Genomic DNA, 21815 nt, shown 5'->3' on the forward strand with positions numbered 1-21815 from the left:
AGAAAAGTAAAAATTCAGTTTAATCTTCTGAAACAATTGCAATACCAGAACTTGTACCAATCCTGCTTGCACCTGCTTCTATCATTTTAAGTGCATCTTCATAGGTTCTAATACCGCCTGAAGCTTTTATCTTTATTTTGTCACCAACCACTTTTCTCATCAAAAGTATATCCTCATACTTGGCACCACTTTTGGAAAAGCCTGTTGAAGTCTTTACAAAATCAGCTCCTGCAGCCATCACTATTTTACATGCTTCTATCTTCTGTTGGTCACTTAACTCAGATGTTTCAATAATCACTTTTACAATCTTATTTTTATACCCCCTTGCAATATCAACAATATTTTTTATCTCTTCGTATACATAGTCTACATTTCCTTCTAACAAAGCTCCAATATTTATAACCATGTCTATTTCATCTGCTCCATCTTCAAATGCTTCTCTTGCTTCAAATATCTTAGTTTTCATGGAAGTTGCACCAAGTGGAAAACCTACCACAGTTGCAACTTTAACCGGTGAGTCTTTTAAATACTCCTTGCAAACCTTTACATAGTATGGATTGACACAAACTGAGGCAAAAGAATATTTGAGCGCTTCATCACAAAGCTTTTTTATGTCTGCATGAGTAGCATTTGATTTTAAAAGCGTATGATCAATAAACTTTGCTATTTCTTTTTTTGTCATTTCTAACCACTCCTTATAAAATCTTACATTTCATATATACCATCTTTTGTTATTTTAGCAAATATGACCTTTCTCTTCTCTACATATTCTCGTGAGAACGTAAAGGCATCTTCCACATCTGATATGACCTCATTTAGTTTTCTTTCATCGTTTGCATAAATCCGCGCATAAGGCTTGCCTTTTTCAATCTTGCTACCTATCTTGCCAAACAGCTCAATTCCAACTGAGTAGTCTATGACGTCTTCTTTTTTCTGTCTACCGCTGCCAAGTTTTAAAGCAGCTATTCCAAGTTTTAACGCATCAATATCCTTTATATATAAGTCTTCTTCGCATTTCAGTTCATAAACATATTTTGCCTGGGGTAGCAGTGAATAATCATTAACAACTTCAGGATTTCCACCTTGGTTTTGAATTATCTCTTCAAATTTTTTGAGTGCCCAGCCTTTTTCAATGCTTTCAATAAGTCTTTCTTTTGCTCTTTCTCTATCTTTCTCAACACCCGATAAAATCATCATCTCTGTTGCAAATTCAATGCAAAGGTTTCTCAAATCCTCATGTCCTCTTCCTTTTAATACTTCTATTGCTTCAATAACCTCTAAGGAATTCCCTATCATCAGTCCAAGCGGCTGATTCATATCAGTCACATATGCCACTGTTCCCCTGCCAGCCAAATTGCCAATTTCAACCATAGTTTTGGCAAGTTCTTTTGCATCTTCGTAGCTTTTCATAAAAGCACCTTTTCCAAATTTGACATCAAGAATTATTTTATCAGCCCCTGCTGCTATCTTTTTGCTCATAATAGAGGATGCAATGAGTGGAATTGACTCAACTGTTGCTGTAACATCTCTCAGAGCGTAAATCTTTTTGTCAGCAGGAACAAGGTCCTTCGACTGTCCAACAATTGCCGCTCCAACTCTGTTGACAGCTTCAATAAATTCATCTTTAGAAAGTTCTGTTCTAAACCCAGGGATTGATTCTAACTTGTCAATTGTGCCACCTGTGTGTGAAAGTCCTCTACCTGACATTTTAGCAACCTTTACTCCAACTGATGCTGCAAGAGGTATTAGTACAAGAGTTGTTGTGTCAGCTATCCCACCGCTTGAATGTTTGTCAACCTTTATCCCCTCTATTTTACTCAGGTCTACCATCTCACCTGACTGAGCCATCAGCATTGTAAAAGTAGTCAGCTCTTCTTTTGACATTCCTCGAAAATAAACTGCCATCAAAAATGCTGCCATTTGATAATCAGGAATTTCATCATTAATATACCCATTTATTAGAAACTCTAATTCATCCTTGTTAAGCTCAAACCCATCTCTCTTTTTGCGTATAATTTCAGTTATCAACATAAAAATCTCACCTTCTTATTCATCTTTAAAGATTTATTTTGTAAACAATTTTAAGAGCTGCTCTATAGCAAAAGCACCTAAGAAAATCCCAAAAATACCCGCAATACCTGCCAGAGCATTTGGTGCAGGAATAGGTAGCTTGAGAATCTTAAATATTGCTCCAACTATAAAACCTGTGAGAAGCGAAAGAAGTATTGCCTTCAACCTTTGTCTTCCCTCCTGAAAATCATTTTGTTCGATAATTTATAAATCAAAGCCATAGGGTAAAAGCTCTTTTGCATAAGTTTCAATGATTTTAGTCATATCATAGTTTGAAAGATATATTGTAGCATCTTTTGCAAGCTCAAGCATAACCTGCCTACACGCACCACATGGCGAAATGGGTTCATTTTGAGGGCCGATTACAAAAATAGTCTTAATATCTTTGTGGCCCTCTGAAATTGCTTTGAAAAGAGCAACTCTTTCAGCACAGATTGTCAGAGAATAGGAGGCATTTTCAATATTACAGCCTAAATACATTTTTCCACTTTGTGTTAAAACCGCCGCCCCAACTTTAAAGTTTGAATAGGGTGCATAGGCCCTACTTTGCTGTTCTTTTGCTAAATTCAAAATACTCTTTAACGTATTATCAATCTCGGTTAAGTATTTCATCTTTTTATACCCTCTTTCTTACAATGTAGAATCTAAACTTTTTGGGTGAAAAGAAATTTGAAGAATATAATATAGGAGTATCACTTTGGTCAAAATGTATTTGGTCAAGCAAAAGTACAACATCGTTTTTTTCAAGCTCCAACTTTTTATATATCCCATTTTTTTCAGCAAGCATTGGAATTATATCAGAGACTGCATATGCAATATATATTCCCAAATTATCATTTAAATAGTCAAAAAGTGACTCTCCCTTAAATTCAAATTTCTCACCAAAAAGCTTAGCAGGAAGTCTATCTATGCAGTATACAACTGGTATGTTGTCGGCAAGTCTTACACGTTCAATTTTTATAATCTCTTCATTTTGACCAATTTTCAACATATGTGCTTCTTTTGCATTTGGATAAGTACGTGTAATAATTACATCTTTTGTATGTGGTTGATACCCCTGCTTTTCCATAAGTTTTGTTATGCTTTGTAGTTCTTCCATACCTGTTTGTAAAATTGGTCTTGATGCAACAAAAGTGCCTATTCCATGTTTTCTAATAACATATCCTTCCTCTTCTAATATCCTCATTGCCTCTCTTAAAGTAGCCCGACTGACACCAAAAAATTTTGCAAGTTCTACCTCAGACGGAAGCTTATCTCCCTCTTTGAATTTTTCTTCGATAAGGTGCTTTAATTTTCGCAACACCAATTCATACCTGGGTGGATAAACAACGCTCTCTGCACTCTCCACAGTCCACCCACTCCTTTCCCTTATTTTTTAGGTCTGTAAGGTATACCGTCAGCTGCCGGGGCAACGCTTTTGCCACCTATTCCAATCAATGCCAAGATTGTAACCACATAAGGTAACATCATGATAATGTTTTTTGAAATTGATGATTCTTGCAAAGTATAGCTCAGGGCTGTTGCAAAACCAAATAAAAGTGATGCTAAAAATGAACCAACAGGTGTCCATTTACCAAAAATCATAGCAGCTAAAGCTATATAACCTCTTCCTGACGACATCTCAGGTGAAAAACTGTTCAAAACCCCAATTGAAAGATATGCCCCACCAAGGGCTGAAAATGCTCCACCAAGAATTACACCAAGATACTTCATTTTTACAACATCTATACCAGCTGTTTCAGCAGCTTCTGGATTTTCACCAACAGCTCTTAGTCTCAGCCCAACAGTTGTCTTGAACAAAAACCACTGGCTAAGTATTATCAAAACAAACATTATATAAACCATCACATTTTGACCGCTTAAAATCTGACCAATTATAGGAATCTTATCAATAACAGGTATCTTAACATCAGGAAGTTTTGGTGTATCAAATGGCGTTCCTTCAGGACCATATATTGCATTGAAAAGATAAGCAGTAATACCTGATGCAAATATGTTAAAAGCCATACCAAGAACTATTTGGTTTGCGTACATTTTTGCAGCCGCCCACGCAAATACATATGCTACCAAAATACCTGAGATTACTCCAGCTAAAAGCCCAAGCCATGCATTGTGAAAGTATGCCGAAAATGCAACAGAAACAAATGCAGAAATTAGCATTATCCCTTCCATAGAAATATTAACAACACCAGCTCGTTCAGAAAAAGTTCCGCCAATTGCCGGAAGTGCAAGCGGCACTGCCATTGCAATGGTTGATGCCCACAAATATGGATTTGTAAAAATACTGAGTAAATTCATTTCACTCTTGACCTCCTACCGGTTCCAACTTTGATTTTCTGGTTTTTATCTTTTCCATAATAATCCTGTAAAGCTCTTCAATTGCAATAAAGAAGATTATAAGCCCCACCACAACATCAGCAAGCTGGCCGGAAATATTTGTTTGCATCTGCATCTCCTGCGCGCCTGTTGAAAGTCCTGCCAAGAAAAGTGCTGCTATCACAACACCAATTGGGTTGTTATTTGCAAGAAGCGCAACAACTATAGCAGTATAACCATATCCTGATGTAAAGCTATCATATAGTCTGTGCTGCACACCCATTATCTGAACAGCTCCTGCAAGACCTGCAAATGCACCTGAAAGTCCCATAGCTAAAACAAGTTTTCTCGCAACATTTATACCTGCATATCTCGCAGCTTTCATATTAAAACCTACTGCTCTGAGTTCATAACCTATTGTGGTTTTGTACATGAGAACATAAACCACCACAACTGCTAAAATTGCAATGAAAAGTCCACCTGACAGCTGTGTATTTGGCACTAAAATACTTAGCTTTGCACTGTCTTGAATTAGCGGCGATTGAGGTATTGTCCCCTTGTCCATCATCGGCCCGCCTTCTAATAGATAGTGGCTAAAATAGATAGCAATGTAGCTCATCATCATAGTTGTAATAACCTCATGAGCACCAGTGTAAACCTTTGCCAACCCCGGAACAAGTCCACCCCACAGTGCACCTGCTATCATAGCACAGACAATTATTAAAGGAATGTGCAGATACCATGGAAGACCTTTTATCTGGTACCCAAGATAAGTCGCAACAATTGCACCTATCCAAAACTGTCCTTCAGCACCAATATTAAAAAGCCCAGAGGAAAATGCTATCGCAACACCAAGGCCTGTTATTATTAGTGGTATTGCATTTGTCAACGTTGTTGCAAAGTTCATTAGATTTCCGTATGCTCCGCTAAAAAGTGCTATGTACGCATAAATGGGATTTTGTTTTGCTGTGATTAATATCACAATCCCGCCTACAATCATTGATATAAAAATAGCAATAAGTGGCATTAAAATACTCTGTAAAGCTTTTTTTACCATCACCATTTTAAGCCTCCTTCTTTTTCTTGCCTGTCATCAAAAGTCCTATATCTTCTTTTGTTGCAGTTTTGCTATCTAATATATCCATAATTCTTCCAGAGTACATCACAGCAATCCTGTCAGACAGGTTCAAAATCTCGTCAAGCTCCAAAGAAACAAGTAGTATTGCCTTACCACTGTCTCTAAGCTCAATGAGCTTTCTGTGGATGTACTCAATCGCACCCACATCCATTCCTCTTGTTGGTTGAACAGCAATTAAAAGGTCTGGGCTGCTTGAAAACTCTCTTGCCAAAATTACTTTTTGCTGATTGCCACCTGAAAGATTCTTTGCAAATAGTCTAAAATCTGGTGGACGCACATCAAATTCATGAATGAGTTTATCAGCCTCATGAGTTATAATTTTATAATTTAAAAATCCTCTATTTGAATATGGCTTTTTGTAGTATCTTTTAAGCACAATATTTTCTGCAACTGTAAAGTTCAAAACAAGTCCATCCTGTTGCCTGTCTGCTGGAATATAAGCAATTCCTTTTTCATAACGTTTGCGTGTGGGAAGGTTTTGAATCTCCTGGCTATTGAAAATTATCTTTCCTGTCGAGGGAATAAGTCCAACAATAGCTTCTACAAGCTCATTTTGACCATTTCCATCAACGCCTGCTATGCCAAAAATCTCTCCTTTTCTTATTTCAAAACTTACATCTTTGACCTTTTCAATACCGCTTTTTAATTTAACTGAAAGGTTTTCAACCTTTAGTACAGTCTCACCTAACTGTGGCTCATTTTTTTCAACAACAAGTTTAACCTCTCTTCCAACCATCAAATTTGCAAGTTCCTGTTCGTTGGTTTCTTTTGTATTCAAGGTCTTTATTGTCTTTCCTCTTCTCATAACAGTAACCCTATCCGAAATTTCCATAACCTCATCAAGCTTGTGGCTTATAAACAGTATGGATATTCCCTGAGCTTTGAGGTTATTTATAATTTTAAAAAGCTCTCTTGTCTCTTGAGGTGTGAGCATTGCCGTTGGCTCATCAAGTATCAAAAGCCTTGCATCTCTGTAAAAAGCCTTTAATATCTCTACTCTTTGCTGCATACCTACACTTAAATCTCCAACTTTTGCTTTTGGGTCAATTTCTAAATTGTATTTCTTTGAAATTTCAAGAATTTTCTTCTCAGCTTCCTGAACATTAAACCTAAAACCTTTTGGCTCAAATCCCAAAACAATATTTTCAGCCACCGTAAATACAGGTATCAACATAAAATGCTGATGAACCATTCCTATTCCTTTTTCGATTGCTTCATGAGGACCTTTGATATCAAGTTTTTGTCCTTCAAAATATATCTCTCCAGAATCAGGTTCATAAAGCCCATAGATTATATTCATTAAAGTAGACTTTCCTGCCCCATTCTCACCAAGGATGGCATGTACTTCGCCTTTTTTAACATCTAAATTCACATTATCATTTGCAAGAATATTACCAAATCTTTTTGAAATACCTCTTACTTCTAAAATATATTCCATTTTCACGCCCCACCTGTCTTTACAATCTTTTTATTATTTCAATAATAACAGTTTTGAGTTTTTCTATATTTGCAGAAAACACTCTCAAAACCTCTTCATGTGAAACAGGTTTTATATTCGGGTCATCTTCCAGGCCAGCATCATAATCTGTTACAATAGTTATATTTAAATACTTTATTCCAAGCTCATTTGCTAATGCCACTTCAGGATACTGAGTCATTCCAATAACGTCAAATCCCATTTTGGAATACCATCTGCTCTCAGCTAAGGTAGAAAATCGCGGTCCTTGAATAACTACACATGTACCTCTTTTGTGAAATCTATATCCAAGTTCTTCTAAAACATTGATTGCAATTTTTCTCATCTGTTCATCATAAGGCTGTGCCATGGAGGTGTGCTTTACATTTCCAATATCCGAAAATGTATCCTCTCGTCCCCATGTTCTGTCAACAAACTGGTCAACAATTACAAAATCACCCGGCATAATCTCTTTTTTTAAGCTTCCACACGCTGTTGTTGAAATAATCTTATCAACACCAAGTTCTTTTAATGCATATATATTTGCCCTATATGGCACTTTATGAGGAGGGTAAATATGGGTTTTACCATGCCTCGGAATAAACGCAACTTCTTTACCTTCTACTTTTGAAATTACTATTTTATCACTTGGTTTGCCATACGGGGTTTCAATCTCTATCTCTTCAACATTTTCCAAAAAAGAGTAAAATCCAGAACCACCTATTATCCCTATCATATGGATTAGATCTCCTTTCCATTCGTGTCATAAACCTGTATATTGTCGAAAGGCCTGCTGTGATATTAGCTATTGCCCAGCAGGCCTTTAAAACTTACATGGTATTACTTTACCTCTGTTGGTATCTTTATCTTACCAGCCTTTATCTCAGCAATTACTTTGTTTATTTTGTCACTTACACTCTTTGGAACACCTTTCATAAATGGGGCAAGTCCAACACCGTTGTTCTTTAAATCAAAGTAAATAATACCACTCTTGAATTTACCATTTAATGTATCTTTTATAACACTATATGTTGCGACATCAACTCTCTTCATTGCAGAGGTAACAACAGTGTTTGGTGCCACATAGTTTTGGTCTGAGTCTACACCAATTGCATAAACTCCCTTTTCTTTTGCAGCCTGGATAACACCAAAACCTGTCTGCCCAGCTACCTGGAATACAAAATCTGCACCCTGTGCTATTATAGAAAGGGCTACTTGTTTACCTGATGCTGGGTCATCAAACTTACCAGTATATTTGATTATAACCTTTGCCTTTGGAATCTCTCTCAAAACCCCAGCTTTAAAACCTGCGATGTATCTGTCAACAGGTGGAATCTTCATACCACCAACAACTCCAAATACATTCTTTCCAGTTGTTTTGCCAAATCTAGCTTTTTCAAGCGAAGCTGCTGCAACACCTGCTAAGTAGCCTGCTTGTTCTTCTCTGAACATAGCCGAGGCAACATTAGGAAGATTAGAGATCTCAGAGTCAATAATTAAAAATTTTGTCTTTGGAAACTGCTTTGCAACTGTCACAACTGAATCGTGCATTAGAAAACCAACTGCAATAATTAAATCATAATTAGCTTTTGCAAGTTTTTGTAAATTCGGAATATAGTCTGTCATCTGCTTTGATTGAATGAGAGTTGTTTTGATTTTGAGTTCTTTCTCTGCCTTCTTTAAACCTTCATATGCCGACTGGTTGAAACTTCTGTCATTGACGCCACCCACGTCAGTGACAAGACCTACCTTAAAAGTTTTTTGGGGTGTAGACCCTCTTGCCATGTTCCAAGATACATTTAAGCTTAGCAAAAGCGCCGCAATAATAACAAGACTTAACACTGCATATAGCCTTTTCTTCATATTCTTCATAAAAAGCAAACTTCCCTTTTTATTTTTTAGATGTCAGACATCTAACATCTGACATCTGACATTACTATTTTATAATCTTTGTTCAAAAAAGTCAATATGAAAATTTGTAAATTTGTGAATTATAATATAAAAAGCTGCTTTATTGTGTCGCAGCCCCTTGCTACAATCATTGTTTTACATATACAATTCCTTTACTTTCTCGTGAGCCATGTACTCTAAAGTGTCATCTAACTTCTCGAATTCCAAAGCATCAAAAGCATACTTTCTTTCAAGAGCTTTTTCGAGTATATAATCTGCAACATGTGGATTTTTAGGAAGAAGAGGACCGTGCAAATAAGTACCTATAACGTTTTTATAAATTAGCCCCTCAAACCTGTCATTTCCATTATTGCCAAAACCTTTTAGGACCTTGCCAAAAGGTTGATAACCATGATATGTCCTACCACCGTGATTTTCGTAACCTACTACTGTTTTCGGAAAAACATCTAATGTTGTTTCAATGACTATATTCCCAATTAGTCTTTTGTTTTCAGACTTAGTATAAAAGTCCAATATCCCAAGTCCTTTTATTACATTTTGGTTTGCATCAATATAAGCCTCCCCTAAGAGCTGATACCCTCCACAAATTGCAAGCAGGCAAACTCCATCTTCAATCAGACTTTTAAGCAGGTCTTTTAAGTTTAGCAAATGGCTAAACATAATTCCTTGCTCCCTGTCAGAGGCCCCTCCAAGTAGGATTATATCTGCAGTTTTTAAAATGTCTACATTAGAATTGAAGTTATATTCAACTATATTTGCTTTTATACCTCTCCATTCACATCTTTTTTGCAGCGTAATGATATTACCCCTATCACCATATAAATTTAAAGCTTCTGGAAACATATTCACAATGTTTAGCTCCAATTCAATCACCTCATGCTTTTTTTCAAACTCTCTACTAATTTCTTTGTCTTAAACAAAGCTGTATATGTGGGAAGAATGTAAATCTTGTAAGCTTCTTTCAGTGAAATTACTTTTTTTAAATCTTTTTCAAAATCAATAAACTCGAAGTCTTTTAGCTCAAAACTACTGTATTTAACTCTCAGTGCGATATCCTCTTTCCTTTTTCCACCAAAAAATAAAGTCCTAATATTTTTAACTTCACTTAATATGTCAAAATCGGCATCCCAAATCCATGAGACATCTTTCCCATCAGCAGCGTTGTCATTGAGAATAAAGACAATTGCTTTAGGGCAAGGGTCATCTGCTATTACTTTCAGTGTCTCACTCATACCAATTGGATTTTTGACAAGAGATATGACTACTCTTTTATCATACACTTCTATTTCTTCCATGCGGCCAAGTTTGTTTGTAAAAGCCTCAACCCGTTCTTTTATTTTATTTGTCTCTATTCCAAGCAACATAGCCACAGACATTGCTGCACAGACATTGTAAAGGTTATAAATGCCCCCTACTTTCCATCTAATATCTTGAATTTTTGTGCCATTTTCTCTATCCATAAAGTCAAATACAAAACTGCCATCTTCAGACTTTATATTCGTAATCAAAAACCTGCTTTCAGGATTTTTATATCCGCACTGAGAACAAATGTATTTTCCAAGATGTCCAACATTATAAAACGTATACTCAAGCTGGCTATTACAAACTGGGCAAAACCATGAATCAAGTGTAACATTTGCTAACCTGCTGAGCGCATTTTCATCAACACTATAAAATACCTTTTTTTCTCCGCTGTAACTTGCTAAATTTGGATCATCTGCATTGATAACTGCCAAAGCTCCATTTATATGGCTCAATATTAGATCTTTTACTCTGTCAAGTTCACCATACCTGTCAAGCTGGTCTCTAAAAACATTTGTTGTCACAAATATATCCGCTTTTAAATCCTTTGTAACAACAGGTAGTGATCCCTCATCAACCTCAAAACAGGCTATCTCATAGCTTTTTTTGAGGTTATTTATAAACGCACTTATTATCCCATTTACCATGTTAGAACCTTTTAGATTTGAAAGAATGGTTTTGTCAGGACTTATTATCCAGTTTATAAGGTTGTTAGTTGTTGTTTTACCATTTGTACCAGATACAAGTATTTTAAAATTGCACCTTTTGTCAATCTCTTTTAAAATATCTGGGCAGATTTTATAGGCAATCTTGCCAGGTGCACTTGTTGCATCTTTTCTTAAAAGCTTTAGAAAAAATTTTGCTGTAGTTCCTGCAAAAGTGGCTAAATAAAATCTTAAGTTTTTCAATATTTTTCATCCCCTTGTCCACAACTACTTCATAAAGATAAAAAAGCAAGGCTTTGCCTTGCTAATTCCATTATTTTCAAGCCCGAGGATGCGCTTTTTGATAAACCTCTCTTAGCTTGATATTCGCAACCTGAAGATATCTTTGAGTAGTTGAAATATCAGCATGCCCAAGCATCTGCTGGACAGCTCTCACATCTGCTCCATTTTCAATTAGATGTGTTGCAAAAGAATGCCTTAATATGTGCGGAGTTATTTCCTTATTTATACCTGCCACATTAGCGTAGAATTTTACAATTTTCCAAAATCCTTGCCTTGTCATCCTTGCCCCATTGAAGTTCAAAAAAAGAGCCTCCTGTTCTTTATTTCTTGCAAGGTATGGTCTTGAGTAGTTCAAGTATTTCTCTACTGCCTCAATTGCATACGAACCAATTGGAATTATCCTATCTCTTTTTTTATTTCTGCATATAATATAGCCATGCTCAAGATTAATGTCAGAAAGATTAAGACTAATTAGTTCACTTACCCTTATACCTGTTGCGTACAAAAGCTCAAGCATTGCCTTGTCCCTTATACCTTTTATATCATCTTCTCGCGGACAACTCAAAAGCTTTTCTACCTCATCTTTTGTCAAAATTTGCGGAGGTGTTCTTTCAAGTTTAGGCGGGTTAATCTCTATTTTCCCTATGTCTACAATGTTCCGGTCCTTTAAAAATTCATAGAATACCTTTAGTGAAACAATTGTTCTTGCTATTGTGCTGTTTGACTTTCCGCTTTTTTGCATATTGATAATATATGTGATTATAGTAGCCTGTGACGTATCTTCAATCTTCATCCCGATGTTATCCAAAAACTCTATGTATTTCTTTATATCTCTCAAATAAGACATAACTGTATTTTGTGAAAATCTCTGTTTTTGGCATAGATGTTCATAAAAAGCCTCTACTATCTTCATCTATTTTCAAATCCCCTCTATACATAAATTCCATTTATAGATCTTAAATCAAATTGCATGCAAACCTCGAAACAAAAGCATCTATCACAACTATGCCACATATTAATAATACCACTATTAGACCTACCACAATATTAAATCTTTTTTCAAATTTGAACAATCTATCCCTAATTAAATAGTTGGTAAATGAGTACAGAATAAGTATAATCAAAAATATTAAAACAATCAATTCTTTTAGTAATATGTAAGTGAAAAAGAAACCTATAGCATGAAACTTGTAGATAGTGAAAAAAGCACCTATTGTTAGCCCAAACACAAATCCTTTTAAAATAATCATGCCTATATTTAAAATTTGCAAGTATTTATTTAAATTTGATAGTCCCCATATTGTAAGATACAATAAAATAGCAAATATCGAAAAAAAGATTACTTTATTCCAGTACAAATTATCTGGAGTTTTCGCACTGTTTATTGAAAGTACTATAAAATTTTTGAGCTCGTCTCTTCGAGCTTGGCTGAGCAAAAAATAGAAGTTTATACCGGTAATTACGCCTCCTAAGTAAAGTGTTAAAATAGCAAAAAATAGTAATTTTACTTTTTTCCCCATTTTCTTATTTTTGCTTGCGCTTATTTATAGTAAAATAATATGTCAATTACAAGTCAGTTATTACCTACTAATGAGAAAACAAAACCTTTAGATTTAAAATAAAAATAGTTTATACTTTTGTAGAAACCATTTATAATCTTTTTATCAATCCTTAGTGTTATTTTACCATTATATAACTTCAAAATAGTCCCATCATACTTAAAGAGAACCTTAACCATATATTTGTCTTCTGGTAAAAAAAACTGTTTGCGAAACTCAACTGTCAAAAAAAGAATGAGAAAAACCACTAAAAGCAGCAATATACCTGCTCTTGCTGTTCTGACAAAGTACTTATGCTGAAGGTATCTTTTGTATCTACTTTTTCTCAAAAGTTTCACCTTCCCATAATAGTGTCATCAAGAGCTTTCGCAACAATCTGGCAACTTTTTAAAGCTTCATTAAGCAGATTGCCGTTACTACCAATTTCAATTATTAATGCATATGGTGATATATGCTGGTTATACCTTGCTGCCGAAATATTTATTGGTCTTGTAATCTGCGGGCAAACTTTCATGAGATTCTTTTGAAGATGAACTGCAAAAGTAAGATTCTCTCGCCAAAAAGGATGGTAAAGTCCGAGCTTGTCTGTACCCACAACAAGCATAACCTTTGCTAACTCCTGCCCAAATGCAACTGTTGAGACTTTTATTTTTTTTGAGCCATCTCCTATTGCGTCCCTGTGCAAATCTATGAAAATCTTTATATCAGGATGTTCTTTTTTATATCTTTCAATTATTTTCAATGACCTTGCATAAGAGCCTTTATATTCAGGATAGTCATTTATGTCCTTGCTGTGATAAACCTTGTAACCATAGTCTTTTTCAAGAATCCTTTTGAGCTCTTCCCCCACTCTAACCACATTGTAGTTAAAATCTAAGGTTCTATCAGTTGTTCCCCGGGTGTAAATAAGATTTTTTGAGGGGTTCTCATAGCTTTCAGTTGTATGTGTGTGATAAATAAGAATTGAGGGTTTTACTTTGCCATAAATCTTAAATTTTGTGTTAAGAAACTTAGTTATATCTATTCTATATTCTGTTTGATTCATAACCTCAATGTTGTAGGAAATAGAGCCATTTGGCCGAATATTCTTTAGATATTTTTGAAACTCTATATTATCATCAGCTTGATTTTCTTCAGATGCTTTAGAATTATCTTGCCTTTCTTGGTCATAATTTATTACAATAGCATCGTCTTCATAAAAACTTTGTTCTTCAAATGTTTGAGTTCTATTGAAAGAAGCAAAAAGTGGATGAGAAAACCTCATCAAATTTTCTATTTTGATTAAATTACTAATATCCGTTTTGCTTGCCAAAAAAGGTGTGTTAAAAATAATTAGTTGCTTAGAATATTTGAAGCAAAGATCTAATAACTCTCTATTTGAAAAAACAAACTTATTTACTAAAAGTTCTATAACCAATAATATGGCAATAAAAACAACATACCAAAATCTTTTCAAATCAATAACCTTCACCATCAATACAAATCTCCTCAAAAGCGTGAGATAAAAACTTTCTTGTAAAATCTCTATTCACATAAAAAAGAATTTATTCCTTCTTGGTAAAAACCTCAATTGACATATCTAAACTGGTCATTCTCTTTCACCTCTGGATGAATTGCCATATTGATACCATCAGCAATTACTGTAGAGATATTCTCAACAATCCTGTCTATGTCTTTGGGAGTGACAAATAAATTTCCATAATATGGAAATATAACCTCTTTGATTAGATTAAACCTATCTTCATCAGGTATGCTCTCAAGAAGCAAGTACAAAGGCGAAGATTTCTCTGTTTCATTTTTAAGTCTTTCAAGTAAAAGGTCTATTGCATCATTTGCGATAATTGCAGCGTCAACAACCATAGGAACACCTATAGCAACAACCGGAACACCCACTGTCTGCTGTGTAATGCCTTTTCTTTCATTGCCAATTCCTGAACCAGGAAAAATGCCAGTGTCTGCTATCTGTATAGCTGTTGAGATTCTTTCTAGTCTGCGTGACGCCAAAGCATCAATGGCAACTATCAAATCAGGATGGATTTTTTGAACAATCCCGTGAATTATCTCGCTTGTTTCAATTCCAGTAATACCCAAAACACCTGGAGAAATGGCACACACAGAACGAATACGCCTGTCTTGGACTTTTTCAGGTACAAATTCAAATAAATGACGCGTAATTAAAACCTTTGAAACAACTTTTGGCCCCAGTGAATCAGGTGTCACGTTCCAGTTACCAAGCCCAACAACAAGAATTGTGCTCTTCTGGGATAATCTTATTAAGCTTTCTAACTCCTCAGCTAATATCTTTGATACCTTTTCTTGCACTTCAAAATCCTCATCACGCAATCCATCTGCTTCAATTGTAATGTAGTTTCCCATGGGCTTTTGCAAAATTGCCTCACCTTTGACTGAGTTTATTTTCACTTTGGTTACCTTTATTTTATCATCAAACTCTTTTCTCTCTTCAACTTCAACACCTTCAATTTCTCTCCCCAAACCTTTTTGAACAATTTCTCTTGTTTCAAGTGCAAGGTCAGTATGAATTTTAAACATCGATCGCTCTCCTTTACAAAAATTTATCCTGAAATATTATTATCAACATTTTTGAAATTATTAAACCTTAAAAACATCTCAAAAGGGAACTGTAGCAAAATGTTTTGCCACAGTTCCCCTTTTTTAAAAAGGGGTTATTGCTTTTCTTTCAAGGCTCTTTCTGCCATCTCTATGGCTTTTCTGACGATGTTACCACAGTCGCGCGATTTTACCTCGCCCCAACCATACTTTGTGACTACATCGTACACTCCAAGTTCTTTTGCTATCTCCATTTTAAGTTCTTCTGACATAACTTTTTGCCTTGCCAAGCCAATAACCCCCTTTGCGGTTTTGTCACCGCAATCTTTAATATACCCCAGTAAACATCTTTTTTATTAATACATTTTCTTACATTGATAAGATACCATTGGGGTCTTTTATTATCTCTAAGATATTTTCTTCCTTACCAGTAATTGCATTAATATAGTCTGCAAAATATTTTCTGTCATATTTTCCCATAAATTCATATGTGAAAACCTCTCTTCCCGACTCAAGTGGAATTATACTCAGTGACACACTCTGAATATCAAAGTTCTTGCTCATAAGTTTCCTTGCTTGTGCTTCAGTTATTATTGGTTTTGGAATCTTCCTGTTGGTATGAGACATATAATATGCTGTTGCATCAAAGCCAACCACCTGTCCTGTATCAAGCGCTATTCGTACTTTGACCATGTCAGGATATATCTTTACACCGTTTTGCTGATAGATATAGTTTATAAGTGCTGTGTTGTCCTGTTTTAGATAAAAAGTATCTACCATATTGGTAAATCCTTTGCTCTTTAAAAATCTCAAAGCATTTTCTTTTGCTCTTGAAACACCAATCTTTGGTGCAGAAGTAGCTCTGTTATCTATCATCCAGATGACTTTGCCACCTTTTTTAGAAACTGCTACTGTAATGGTTCTATCTCTTGCCATTCTGTCAGGGATTATCTCAAAGTTAAAGGTTTTAATCTTATCACCTGAAAGTCCCAAGTAGCTAATCATGTCAGCTCTTTTGATATTCAAAAAATCAAGTGCAATTTTCTTTGCCTCATCCCTATTGATTACACTCTCTGGAAGTCCTCTTGGCACCTGTCTTGCAATATGGTCAGAAAAAGGTCCATCATATATCAGCGTTGGATAGTCTTTAAAACCTGCTTCCACTGCAAGCATACGACTACTTGTGACATTTTGGCTAATCCTTCTAAACCTTGACGTTCCAACTGTTCTGACCTCACCCCATCTGAGTCTGCCCTGGCTTATTTCAATTGCAAGTTCATTTAAGTTTTTACTAAGCTTATCAGCGTAGCTGCGAAGTTTTGCAAGTTGTGCTCTTTGTTCTTTAGTTTCCTTTTTGCCGCTCATAAGTTGTTTAGAAAGTGAAAAACTCAAATCACCCACCTGGGTCAGATACTTTGCTGTTCTCTCAAGTGCAACGTTGTTTTCTATTGGAAGCTGGCCAAGGTTTTCCTGGGCAGCAAAGGCGTTTCTCCAAACCTCTGTATATAAAGCTGCTCTTTGTCTGTCATCGTTTGATACTTCAGCCTTTGACAAAAGTGCTTGGATATTTTGAACATACCCTACCATATCAAAAAAGGCCCTATGCCACATATTAGTAAGGTAATTGTGATAGTTTGCTTTACCTCGATACTGATTTACCCCCCAAAGGGCTACAATCACTAAAACTCCAATTACAACTGCCATAATACTCCAAAGTCTCACACTTTTAAGTCTTTCTCTTAATTCCTTATATCCACCTAAAATACTCAAATCAAACTCACCTCTTTAAGTTTTATAAAATTTGAATCTATGGAGTTTAAACCTGTTATTTTGCAAATCTGTGTTTACCAATTACAAGCACAACCTTTCTACTCCATATCCATCTATTTGTAGTCTTTGCAGGATTGTAGTAATAAATGCATCCATTTGTTGGATCCCAACCATTTAGTGCATCTCTTGCAGCTTTTAGAGCAGTAGGTTCAAGCTTTGCATTAATTTGCCCATCTGTTACAGATGTAAAGGCACCAGGTTGGTAAATTACACCACTTATTGTCTTTGGAAAACCCGGATGCTTTGTTCTATTGATTATAACCGCTCCAATTGCTACCTGACCAATATATGGCTCACCTCTTGCCTCACCATTTATAACTCTTGCTAATAAATATAAATCTTTGTTTTGATAATTTGTTGATGCTTGAGTTGCAATGGAATCCTGTCGAACCTCTTTTTCACTTTTTTCAAGGGCTTTTTCGAGTCTTTTTTCAATTTTTTCATCATTTGTTCTTTTAATATCATAAATAAACTTTGCTGAGTAGACACTTAAGAGAAACCCTATTATCAATAAGATGATGAAAATGGTATACTTTTTTAGTAGCTTGCTCACCTTTCCAAAACCCCCAAGTCAAAATTCTTTTTAAAATTATTTTTTGTAAGCTTGTGTTTATTATTCAGCTTTGTGATAAAATAAATTTAAATTAAGTTTTCGATAAAAAAACGAGGTAAGAGAAAACATGAACATTTTGATACTGAGCCTTGATGCCGGTGGTGGACATTTTGCTGCTTCAAACGCATTGAAAACTGCATTTTTGCAAAAAGATCCCCAAGCAAAAGTTGAAATTGTAGACACCCTTAAGATTATAAGTCCAATCTTGGACAAGTTGGCCGTTGGAACATATTTGAAAGCTATTAAAACAGTTCCATTTATATATGGCCTTGTTTATGATTCAACAGACAAAGACCCACCTACACGCTTTAGCAAGGCAATTTATGAAAAATTTTATTTTGCATTTTATAAGCTTTACAACATTATTTCTGAACTAAACCCTGATGTAATAATTGGAACTCATCCGTCACCAATTGATATGGTAAGTCAGCTAAAAAAACGTGGAAACATAAATGTCCCTATCATCAGCATAGTTACAGATTTTACAATACACCCTTATTGGATTAACGAATATGCAGACTATATAATTGTCCATCATGAGAATTTGGTTTATGAAGCGGTTAAAAAAGGAGCTCCAGGAAAAAAAGTAATACCTCTTGGTATTCCCATTAATCCTTCTTTCTCAATAAATTATGAAAAAAAAGAAATCTTATCTGAGTTAAACCTCGAAGATAAGCCAACAATCTTAATTATGGGTGGAAGTTTAGGGCTTGGAAATATTGAGGATATAGTTGAAATGGTTTGCCACATATGTGACGAGAGTTATCAAATAATTGTTGTTACTGGGAAAAACAAAACATTAAAGAAGTCATTGGAGGAAAGAAATTTTGGAAGAAAGGTTGTTGTATTTGGTTTTATCAGTTTTATAGACAAGCTCATGGCAATAAGTGATATCTTGATTACAAAGCCTGGTGGTCTTACCTGTGCTGAAGCACTTTCTTGCAAACTTCCAATGATTTTGATATCACCAATTCCAGGGCAAGAAGAAAGAAATACTTTTTATCTTATAAATAACGGCGCTGCTGCCTATGTAAGAAATATTGAAAGCTTTGATATAGTTTTTAACCAAATAATAAATAACCCTCAAAGGCTTGAACACATGAAACTTGCGTGTTCATTTTTAGCAAAGCCAAATTCATCAAATGACATTGTGGAATTTATAAAGGGAATGGTGCTTTAAAAGGCTCCATTCCCCTTTCTATAAAGACTTTCTTTTTTTATTGTGGTTGTGGCAGAAACTTTACTGGGTTTTGGTTCTCACCGTTGTATAAAATCTCAAAGTGTAAATGTGGTGGGTCCATATATTCTATATTAGAGCTTGTCCCCACCTCACCAATTTTTTGCCCTTGCCTAACTATATCTCCAACTTGGACATATTTTAAATCTGTCAAGTTAAAGTATTTTGAAATATATCCATCACTATGGTCAATTACAACATATTTTCCATAAAGAGGGTCTTCACCTAAGTCAATTACAGTCCCGTCAAAGCAAGCTTTCACATCGCTACCTTCTTCTGCTTGAATATCAATCCCTGAATGTTCTGTCCATTCATCTAAGGTTTTAGAGTACACAAGTGACTGGTCAGAAAACTCTCTGATTATCTTGCCAGAAACAGGATAAATGGGTTTGAACACAAGGGGATTCATTACTTCTACTTCGTCTCCTACTAAACTATTTCCCCCCTGATTTTTCTTTGCAGTTGTATTGGACTTTTTCTGTGGATGTTGTCGTTCATTTTTATTGTTTGCAGTGTCATTCTTAGTTGTCAAAGTGTTTTCTTTCTTTTTTGAACTGTAAACTGAGTTTGAACCATAAATACTTTGGGTATTGTCTTCTGATTCCTTTTGAGGTACATTTTCATTTCCTGATTTTTCAGAGGTTACAGGGTTATTTTTTAATTTATCTTGTTTGGTCACCTCTTGCGCACCAACTTGTGGAATTGCATTAGAGGTATCGCTATTGTTCAGGCTTACATTATTATCTTGCTTTTCTTCAATCTCATACTTCGTAAAATCAGTAGTTGCAATTGTATAAATTGAAAAACCAATTATAAAAAGACAAACAACTACAATTATATAAAATCCTTTGGTGTCAAAAAAGTTTATCAATCTTTCTTTCCAATCCTTTTTATTCATCTTGACTTTGCACCTCCTTCCATATAAATATTCTTGCCAGCTATTTCTCAAACTATACATAAATAACAGCTTAAATATCCATATTTTTTCTTTGAATATTAGAAGAGGATTTGATATGATTTATTTAAAAATCAGTTATGTCAACTTAGAATGAGGTGCAAATAATGGAAAGGCGAAATACAAAGAAAAGACTATTTGGAAAGATTTCATCTGTTTCAAAGAAGATTTTGTTAATCATAGGAACAATTTCTATCATAATGTTTTTGTTTGGTATAAAATTTTATTTTCTATCTTTGCACTATGTGTCTGATAAGATTGATTTAAAAACTTTGTCACAGGGACTTTTGCAAAATTCGCTTTACATATTCATAGAAGGGTTGGCAGCTGCAATCATAATTGACTACTTGGCAAAGACAAAAAATTAAAGGGCAAAGCTATTTTGAAATTCAGCCTTGCCCTCCTTTTATTCATCATAATATTTATTACTAAAACTACAGTTTTTTGTATACAAAGTTAACGTCCTCTGCTGGAATTGTAAAAGTGGCATAACCCCCAACCCATTTAATCTCCACATGTATGTCTTTCACAAATAAACTTTTGAGTTTATTACTATCAGTTGTAATCTTAGGAATAAATGTGGCTAACCCGACATCTATCCCTCTATTCTTGATGCCATCTAATACATAATTTGGGATTGTATTAAAATCGTATCCAAATTCAAGGTTTTGCCTCCAAGGAGGAAAATATTTTTTTAAACTTTTGTCCAATGTGCCTTTGACTATTATTCCTTTATACGAGCAAGGAATTTTAGTTGGAACAATTTTGACACTTATTATGAATCTTAAATAATCTTTGCTTTCTTTAACTTCTTGAATTATAACCTCAGCTTCTGTTTTAAAAATTGATGGATTATACTTTCTGTAGCCTAATAACTTAGATTTCTCAATGGATTTATCTTTTTGTATATTTCTTTCTACAATGTTTAAAATCCCCATTCCTATCAATATAACCACCGCTATACCCAGCGCGAATATTGAAATAAACCTTTTTTTTGACAATTCTATCACCTACAAAAACTTTTATAAAATAGCATTATCAATGAGTCCACGCAAGAACCAAAGCTGGTTTTGACCATAAATAACGAAGATAAGCTTCTTGATACATTATACTGTCTTGCCAATAGTAACTACTGTAAACTTCTGAAGCAATAGGGCCATATCCATTTGCTGGAATAAAATCATATGACTTTGTACGCGTAAATCCGTTTTTATCTGTAAATGAAACTAAAGCATGTCTATAGGTTTCCTTACGTTCAACATCTACCTTCGTAATCCACTCTTTTTTGCTACTGTAATAAACCTGGGCAATTTTACTATAGTATGAGTAAGAATGATATAATGCTGCTTTTCCATATCCTGTTACTGCAATATCCTGCGGCATAAGATTAAACGCAATAGATGCAACTTCGTATATCAAACTCGCTACTTTGACATAATAATTTGCTTCAGCTATGCTCAATAACTCTTCAGCAATCGTTGAAAAAATGCCGTCTTTTTCTTCATCTTTATAGAGAATACCACTTGACCATCGAGGAGTATACGTAATGTTTATTGAACCTTCACCAGGATCTGTATAATTTGGTGTTATTATTAATTTATTGCTCAAAATGTTATTTTTTAGAATTGAATTAAAATAAGGATTTTTCTCATAAACTGCTTTTGTAACTGTATCATTTTCCCGTATTTTTGACTTATCAAATGTTGCATAATTTAAAATTTCATTTTTACTTATCGTCGGGTTCCCTAAAATTGTTTGTTCTTTAAAAATTCCAGCGATATATAATATTAACATAAAAACTCCTATAAACCTATACATTCTTTTCATATCACTTAAAACCTCCTTTCAGCTATTGTAGTTTGATTTTAACTAAACAGCTGGTAACATTTTTTCTTGCTAACTTAAAGTTAAAT

At 34.7% G+C, this 21815-nt stretch carries 25 protein-coding genes; 2 read left to right on the forward strand and 23 right to left on the reverse strand.

The annotated features are described in order from the left end of the window. Positions 1–19: 19 nt before the first annotated feature. The 20 genes from deoC to PGC14_RS07530 form a co-directional block, all read right to left on the reverse strand. Complete coding sequence (gene deoC / locus PGC14_RS07435; protein ID WP_271628550.1) at positions 20–682, reverse strand: deoxyribose-phosphate aldolase; 663 nt, start codon at positions 680–682, stop codon at positions 20–22. 23 nt (positions 683–705) lie between these two features. Beyond that, positions 706–2031: a pyrimidine-nucleoside phosphorylase gene (locus tag PGC14_RS07440; protein WP_011917822.1), complete on the reverse strand. Its 1326-nt coding sequence runs from the start codon at positions 2029–2031 to the stop codon at positions 706–708. A 33-nt stretch (positions 2032–2064) separates the two neighbouring features. Next, positions 2065–2235: a XapX domain-containing protein gene (locus PGC14_RS07445; RefSeq protein ID WP_011917823.1), complete on the reverse strand. Its 171-nt coding sequence runs from the start codon at positions 2233–2235 to the stop codon at positions 2065–2067. 39 nt (positions 2236–2274) lie between these two features. After that, entirely contained in the window at positions 2275–2682 is a 408-nt protein-coding gene (gene cdd, locus PGC14_RS07450) for a cytidine deaminase (RefSeq protein WP_011917824.1), read from the reverse strand. 4 nt (positions 2683–2686) lie between these two features. After that, the gene (locus tag PGC14_RS07455; protein ID WP_271628551.1) at positions 2687–3418 is read right to left on the reverse strand and encodes a GntR family transcriptional regulator; all 732 of its coding nucleotides are present in this window, start codon (positions 3416–3418) and stop codon (positions 2687–2689) included. 20 nt (positions 3419–3438) lie between these two features. After that, positions 3439–4368, reverse strand: coding sequence for an ABC transporter permease (locus tag PGC14_RS07460; protein WP_039764259.1), 930 nt, complete (start codon positions 4366–4368; stop codon positions 3439–3441). A gap of 1 nt (position 4369) precedes the next feature. Further along, the gene (locus PGC14_RS07465; protein WP_271629868.1) at positions 4370–5443 is read right to left on the reverse strand and encodes an ABC transporter permease; all 1074 of its coding nucleotides are present in this window, start codon (positions 5441–5443) and stop codon (positions 4370–4372) included. 7 nt (positions 5444–5450) lie between these two features. Next, positions 5451–6962, reverse strand: a complete 1512-nt coding sequence (locus PGC14_RS07470; protein WP_271628552.1) for an ABC transporter ATP-binding protein — start codon at positions 6960–6962, stop codon at positions 5451–5453. A gap of 19 nt (positions 6963–6981) precedes the next feature. Further along, complete coding sequence (locus PGC14_RS07475; protein ID WP_271628553.1) at positions 6982–7716, reverse strand: S-methyl-5'-thioadenosine phosphorylase; 735 nt, start codon at positions 7714–7716, stop codon at positions 6982–6984. A gap of 104 nt (positions 7717–7820) precedes the next feature. Further along, a complete protein-coding gene (locus tag PGC14_RS07480) occupies positions 7821–8843 on the reverse strand; it encodes a BMP family lipoprotein (RefSeq protein WP_271629869.1) in 1023 nt (340 codons plus the stop codon). Positions 8844–9026: 183 nt separating this feature from the next. Next, positions 9027–9740 carry a type 1 glutamine amidotransferase gene (locus PGC14_RS07485; RefSeq protein WP_083931420.1) on the reverse strand — a complete coding sequence of 238 codons (714 nt, stop codon included), beginning with the start codon at positions 9738–9740 and terminating at the stop codon, positions 9027–9029. Between the two features lie 20 nt (positions 9741–9760). Then, a complete protein-coding gene (locus tag PGC14_RS07490) occupies positions 9761–11101 on the reverse strand; it encodes a MurT ligase domain-containing protein (RefSeq protein WP_271628554.1) in 1341 nt (446 codons plus the stop codon). A 76-nt stretch (positions 11102–11177) separates the two neighbouring features. After that, complete coding sequence (xerD, locus tag PGC14_RS07495; RefSeq protein ID WP_039764254.1) at positions 11178–12053, reverse strand: site-specific tyrosine recombinase XerD; 876 nt, start codon at positions 12051–12053, stop codon at positions 11178–11180. 43 nt (positions 12054–12096) lie between these two features. Beyond that, positions 12097–12660: a hypothetical protein gene (locus tag PGC14_RS07500; protein WP_271628555.1), complete on the reverse strand. Its 564-nt coding sequence runs from the start codon at positions 12658–12660 to the stop codon at positions 12097–12099. Positions 12661–12713: 53 nt separating this feature from the next. Continuing rightward, the gene (locus PGC14_RS07505; RefSeq protein ID WP_271628556.1) at positions 12714–13037 is read right to left on the reverse strand and encodes a hypothetical protein; all 324 of its coding nucleotides are present in this window, start codon (positions 13035–13037) and stop codon (positions 12714–12716) included. After that, positions 13034–14173 carry a stage II sporulation protein P gene (gene spoIIP / locus PGC14_RS07510; RefSeq protein ID WP_271628557.1) on the reverse strand — a complete coding sequence of 380 codons (1140 nt, stop codon included), beginning with the start codon at positions 14171–14173 and terminating at the stop codon, positions 13034–13036. The genes PGC14_RS07505 and spoIIP overlap by 4 nt, the downstream gene beginning before the upstream one ends. A 92-nt stretch (positions 14174–14265) precedes the next feature. After that, positions 14266–15249, reverse strand: a complete 984-nt coding sequence (gpr, locus tag PGC14_RS07515) for a GPR endopeptidase (RefSeq protein ID WP_271628558.1) — start codon at positions 15247–15249, stop codon at positions 14266–14268. Positions 15250–15383: 134 nt separating this feature from the next. Next, positions 15384–15557, reverse strand: a complete 174-nt coding sequence (locus PGC14_RS07520; protein WP_011917838.1) for a small, acid-soluble spore protein, alpha/beta type — start codon at positions 15555–15557, stop codon at positions 15384–15386. 79 nt (positions 15558–15636) lie between these two features. Then, a complete protein-coding gene (gene ypeB / locus PGC14_RS07525) occupies positions 15637–17037 on the reverse strand; it encodes a germination protein YpeB (RefSeq protein ID WP_271628559.1) in 1401 nt (466 codons plus the stop codon). 55 nt (positions 17038–17092) lie between these two features. Next, entirely contained in the window at positions 17093–17650 is a 558-nt protein-coding gene (locus tag PGC14_RS07530; protein ID WP_011917840.1) for a cell wall hydrolase, read from the reverse strand. A gap of 127 nt (positions 17651–17777) precedes the next feature. Here PGC14_RS07530 and PGC14_RS07535 point away from each other — a divergent pair, with 127 nt between their 5' ends. Then, on the forward strand, positions 17778–18890 hold the full coding sequence (locus PGC14_RS07535) for an MGDG synthase family glycosyltransferase (protein ID WP_271628560.1): 1113 nt from the start codon (positions 17778–17780) through the stop codon (positions 18888–18890). Between the two features lie 37 nt (positions 18891–18927). Here PGC14_RS07535 and PGC14_RS07540 read toward each other — a convergent pair whose 3' ends face one another. Continuing rightward, positions 18928–19845, reverse strand: a complete 918-nt coding sequence (locus tag PGC14_RS07540) for a M23 family metallopeptidase (protein ID WP_271628561.1) — start codon at positions 19843–19845, stop codon at positions 18928–18930. A gap of 164 nt (positions 19846–20009) precedes the next feature. Here PGC14_RS07540 and PGC14_RS07545 point away from each other — a divergent pair, with 164 nt between their 5' ends. Then, on the forward strand, positions 20010–20270 hold the full coding sequence (locus PGC14_RS07545; RefSeq protein ID WP_039764778.1) for a hypothetical protein: 261 nt from the start codon (positions 20010–20012) through the stop codon (positions 20268–20270). A gap of 66 nt (positions 20271–20336) precedes the next feature. Here the strand turns inward: PGC14_RS07545 and PGC14_RS07550 are convergent, their stop codons facing one another. Together PGC14_RS07550 and PGC14_RS07555 are read right to left on the reverse strand one after the other, a co-directional pair. Beyond that, on the reverse strand, positions 20337–20903 hold the full coding sequence (locus PGC14_RS07550) for a hypothetical protein (RefSeq protein ID WP_039764776.1): 567 nt from the start codon (positions 20901–20903) through the stop codon (positions 20337–20339). Positions 20904–20940: 37 nt separating this feature from the next. Then, on the reverse strand, positions 20941–21729 hold the full coding sequence (locus PGC14_RS07555; protein ID WP_039764775.1) for a hypothetical protein: 789 nt from the start codon (positions 21727–21729) through the stop codon (positions 20941–20943). Between the last annotated feature and the right edge of the window lie 86 nt (positions 21730–21815).

The organism is Caldicellulosiruptor sp. DIB 104C, assembly GCF_028198085.1.
Taxonomy (GTDB): domain Bacteria; phylum Bacillota; class Thermoanaerobacteria; order Caldicellulosiruptorales; family Caldicellulosiruptoraceae; genus Caldicellulosiruptor; species Caldicellulosiruptor saccharolyticus.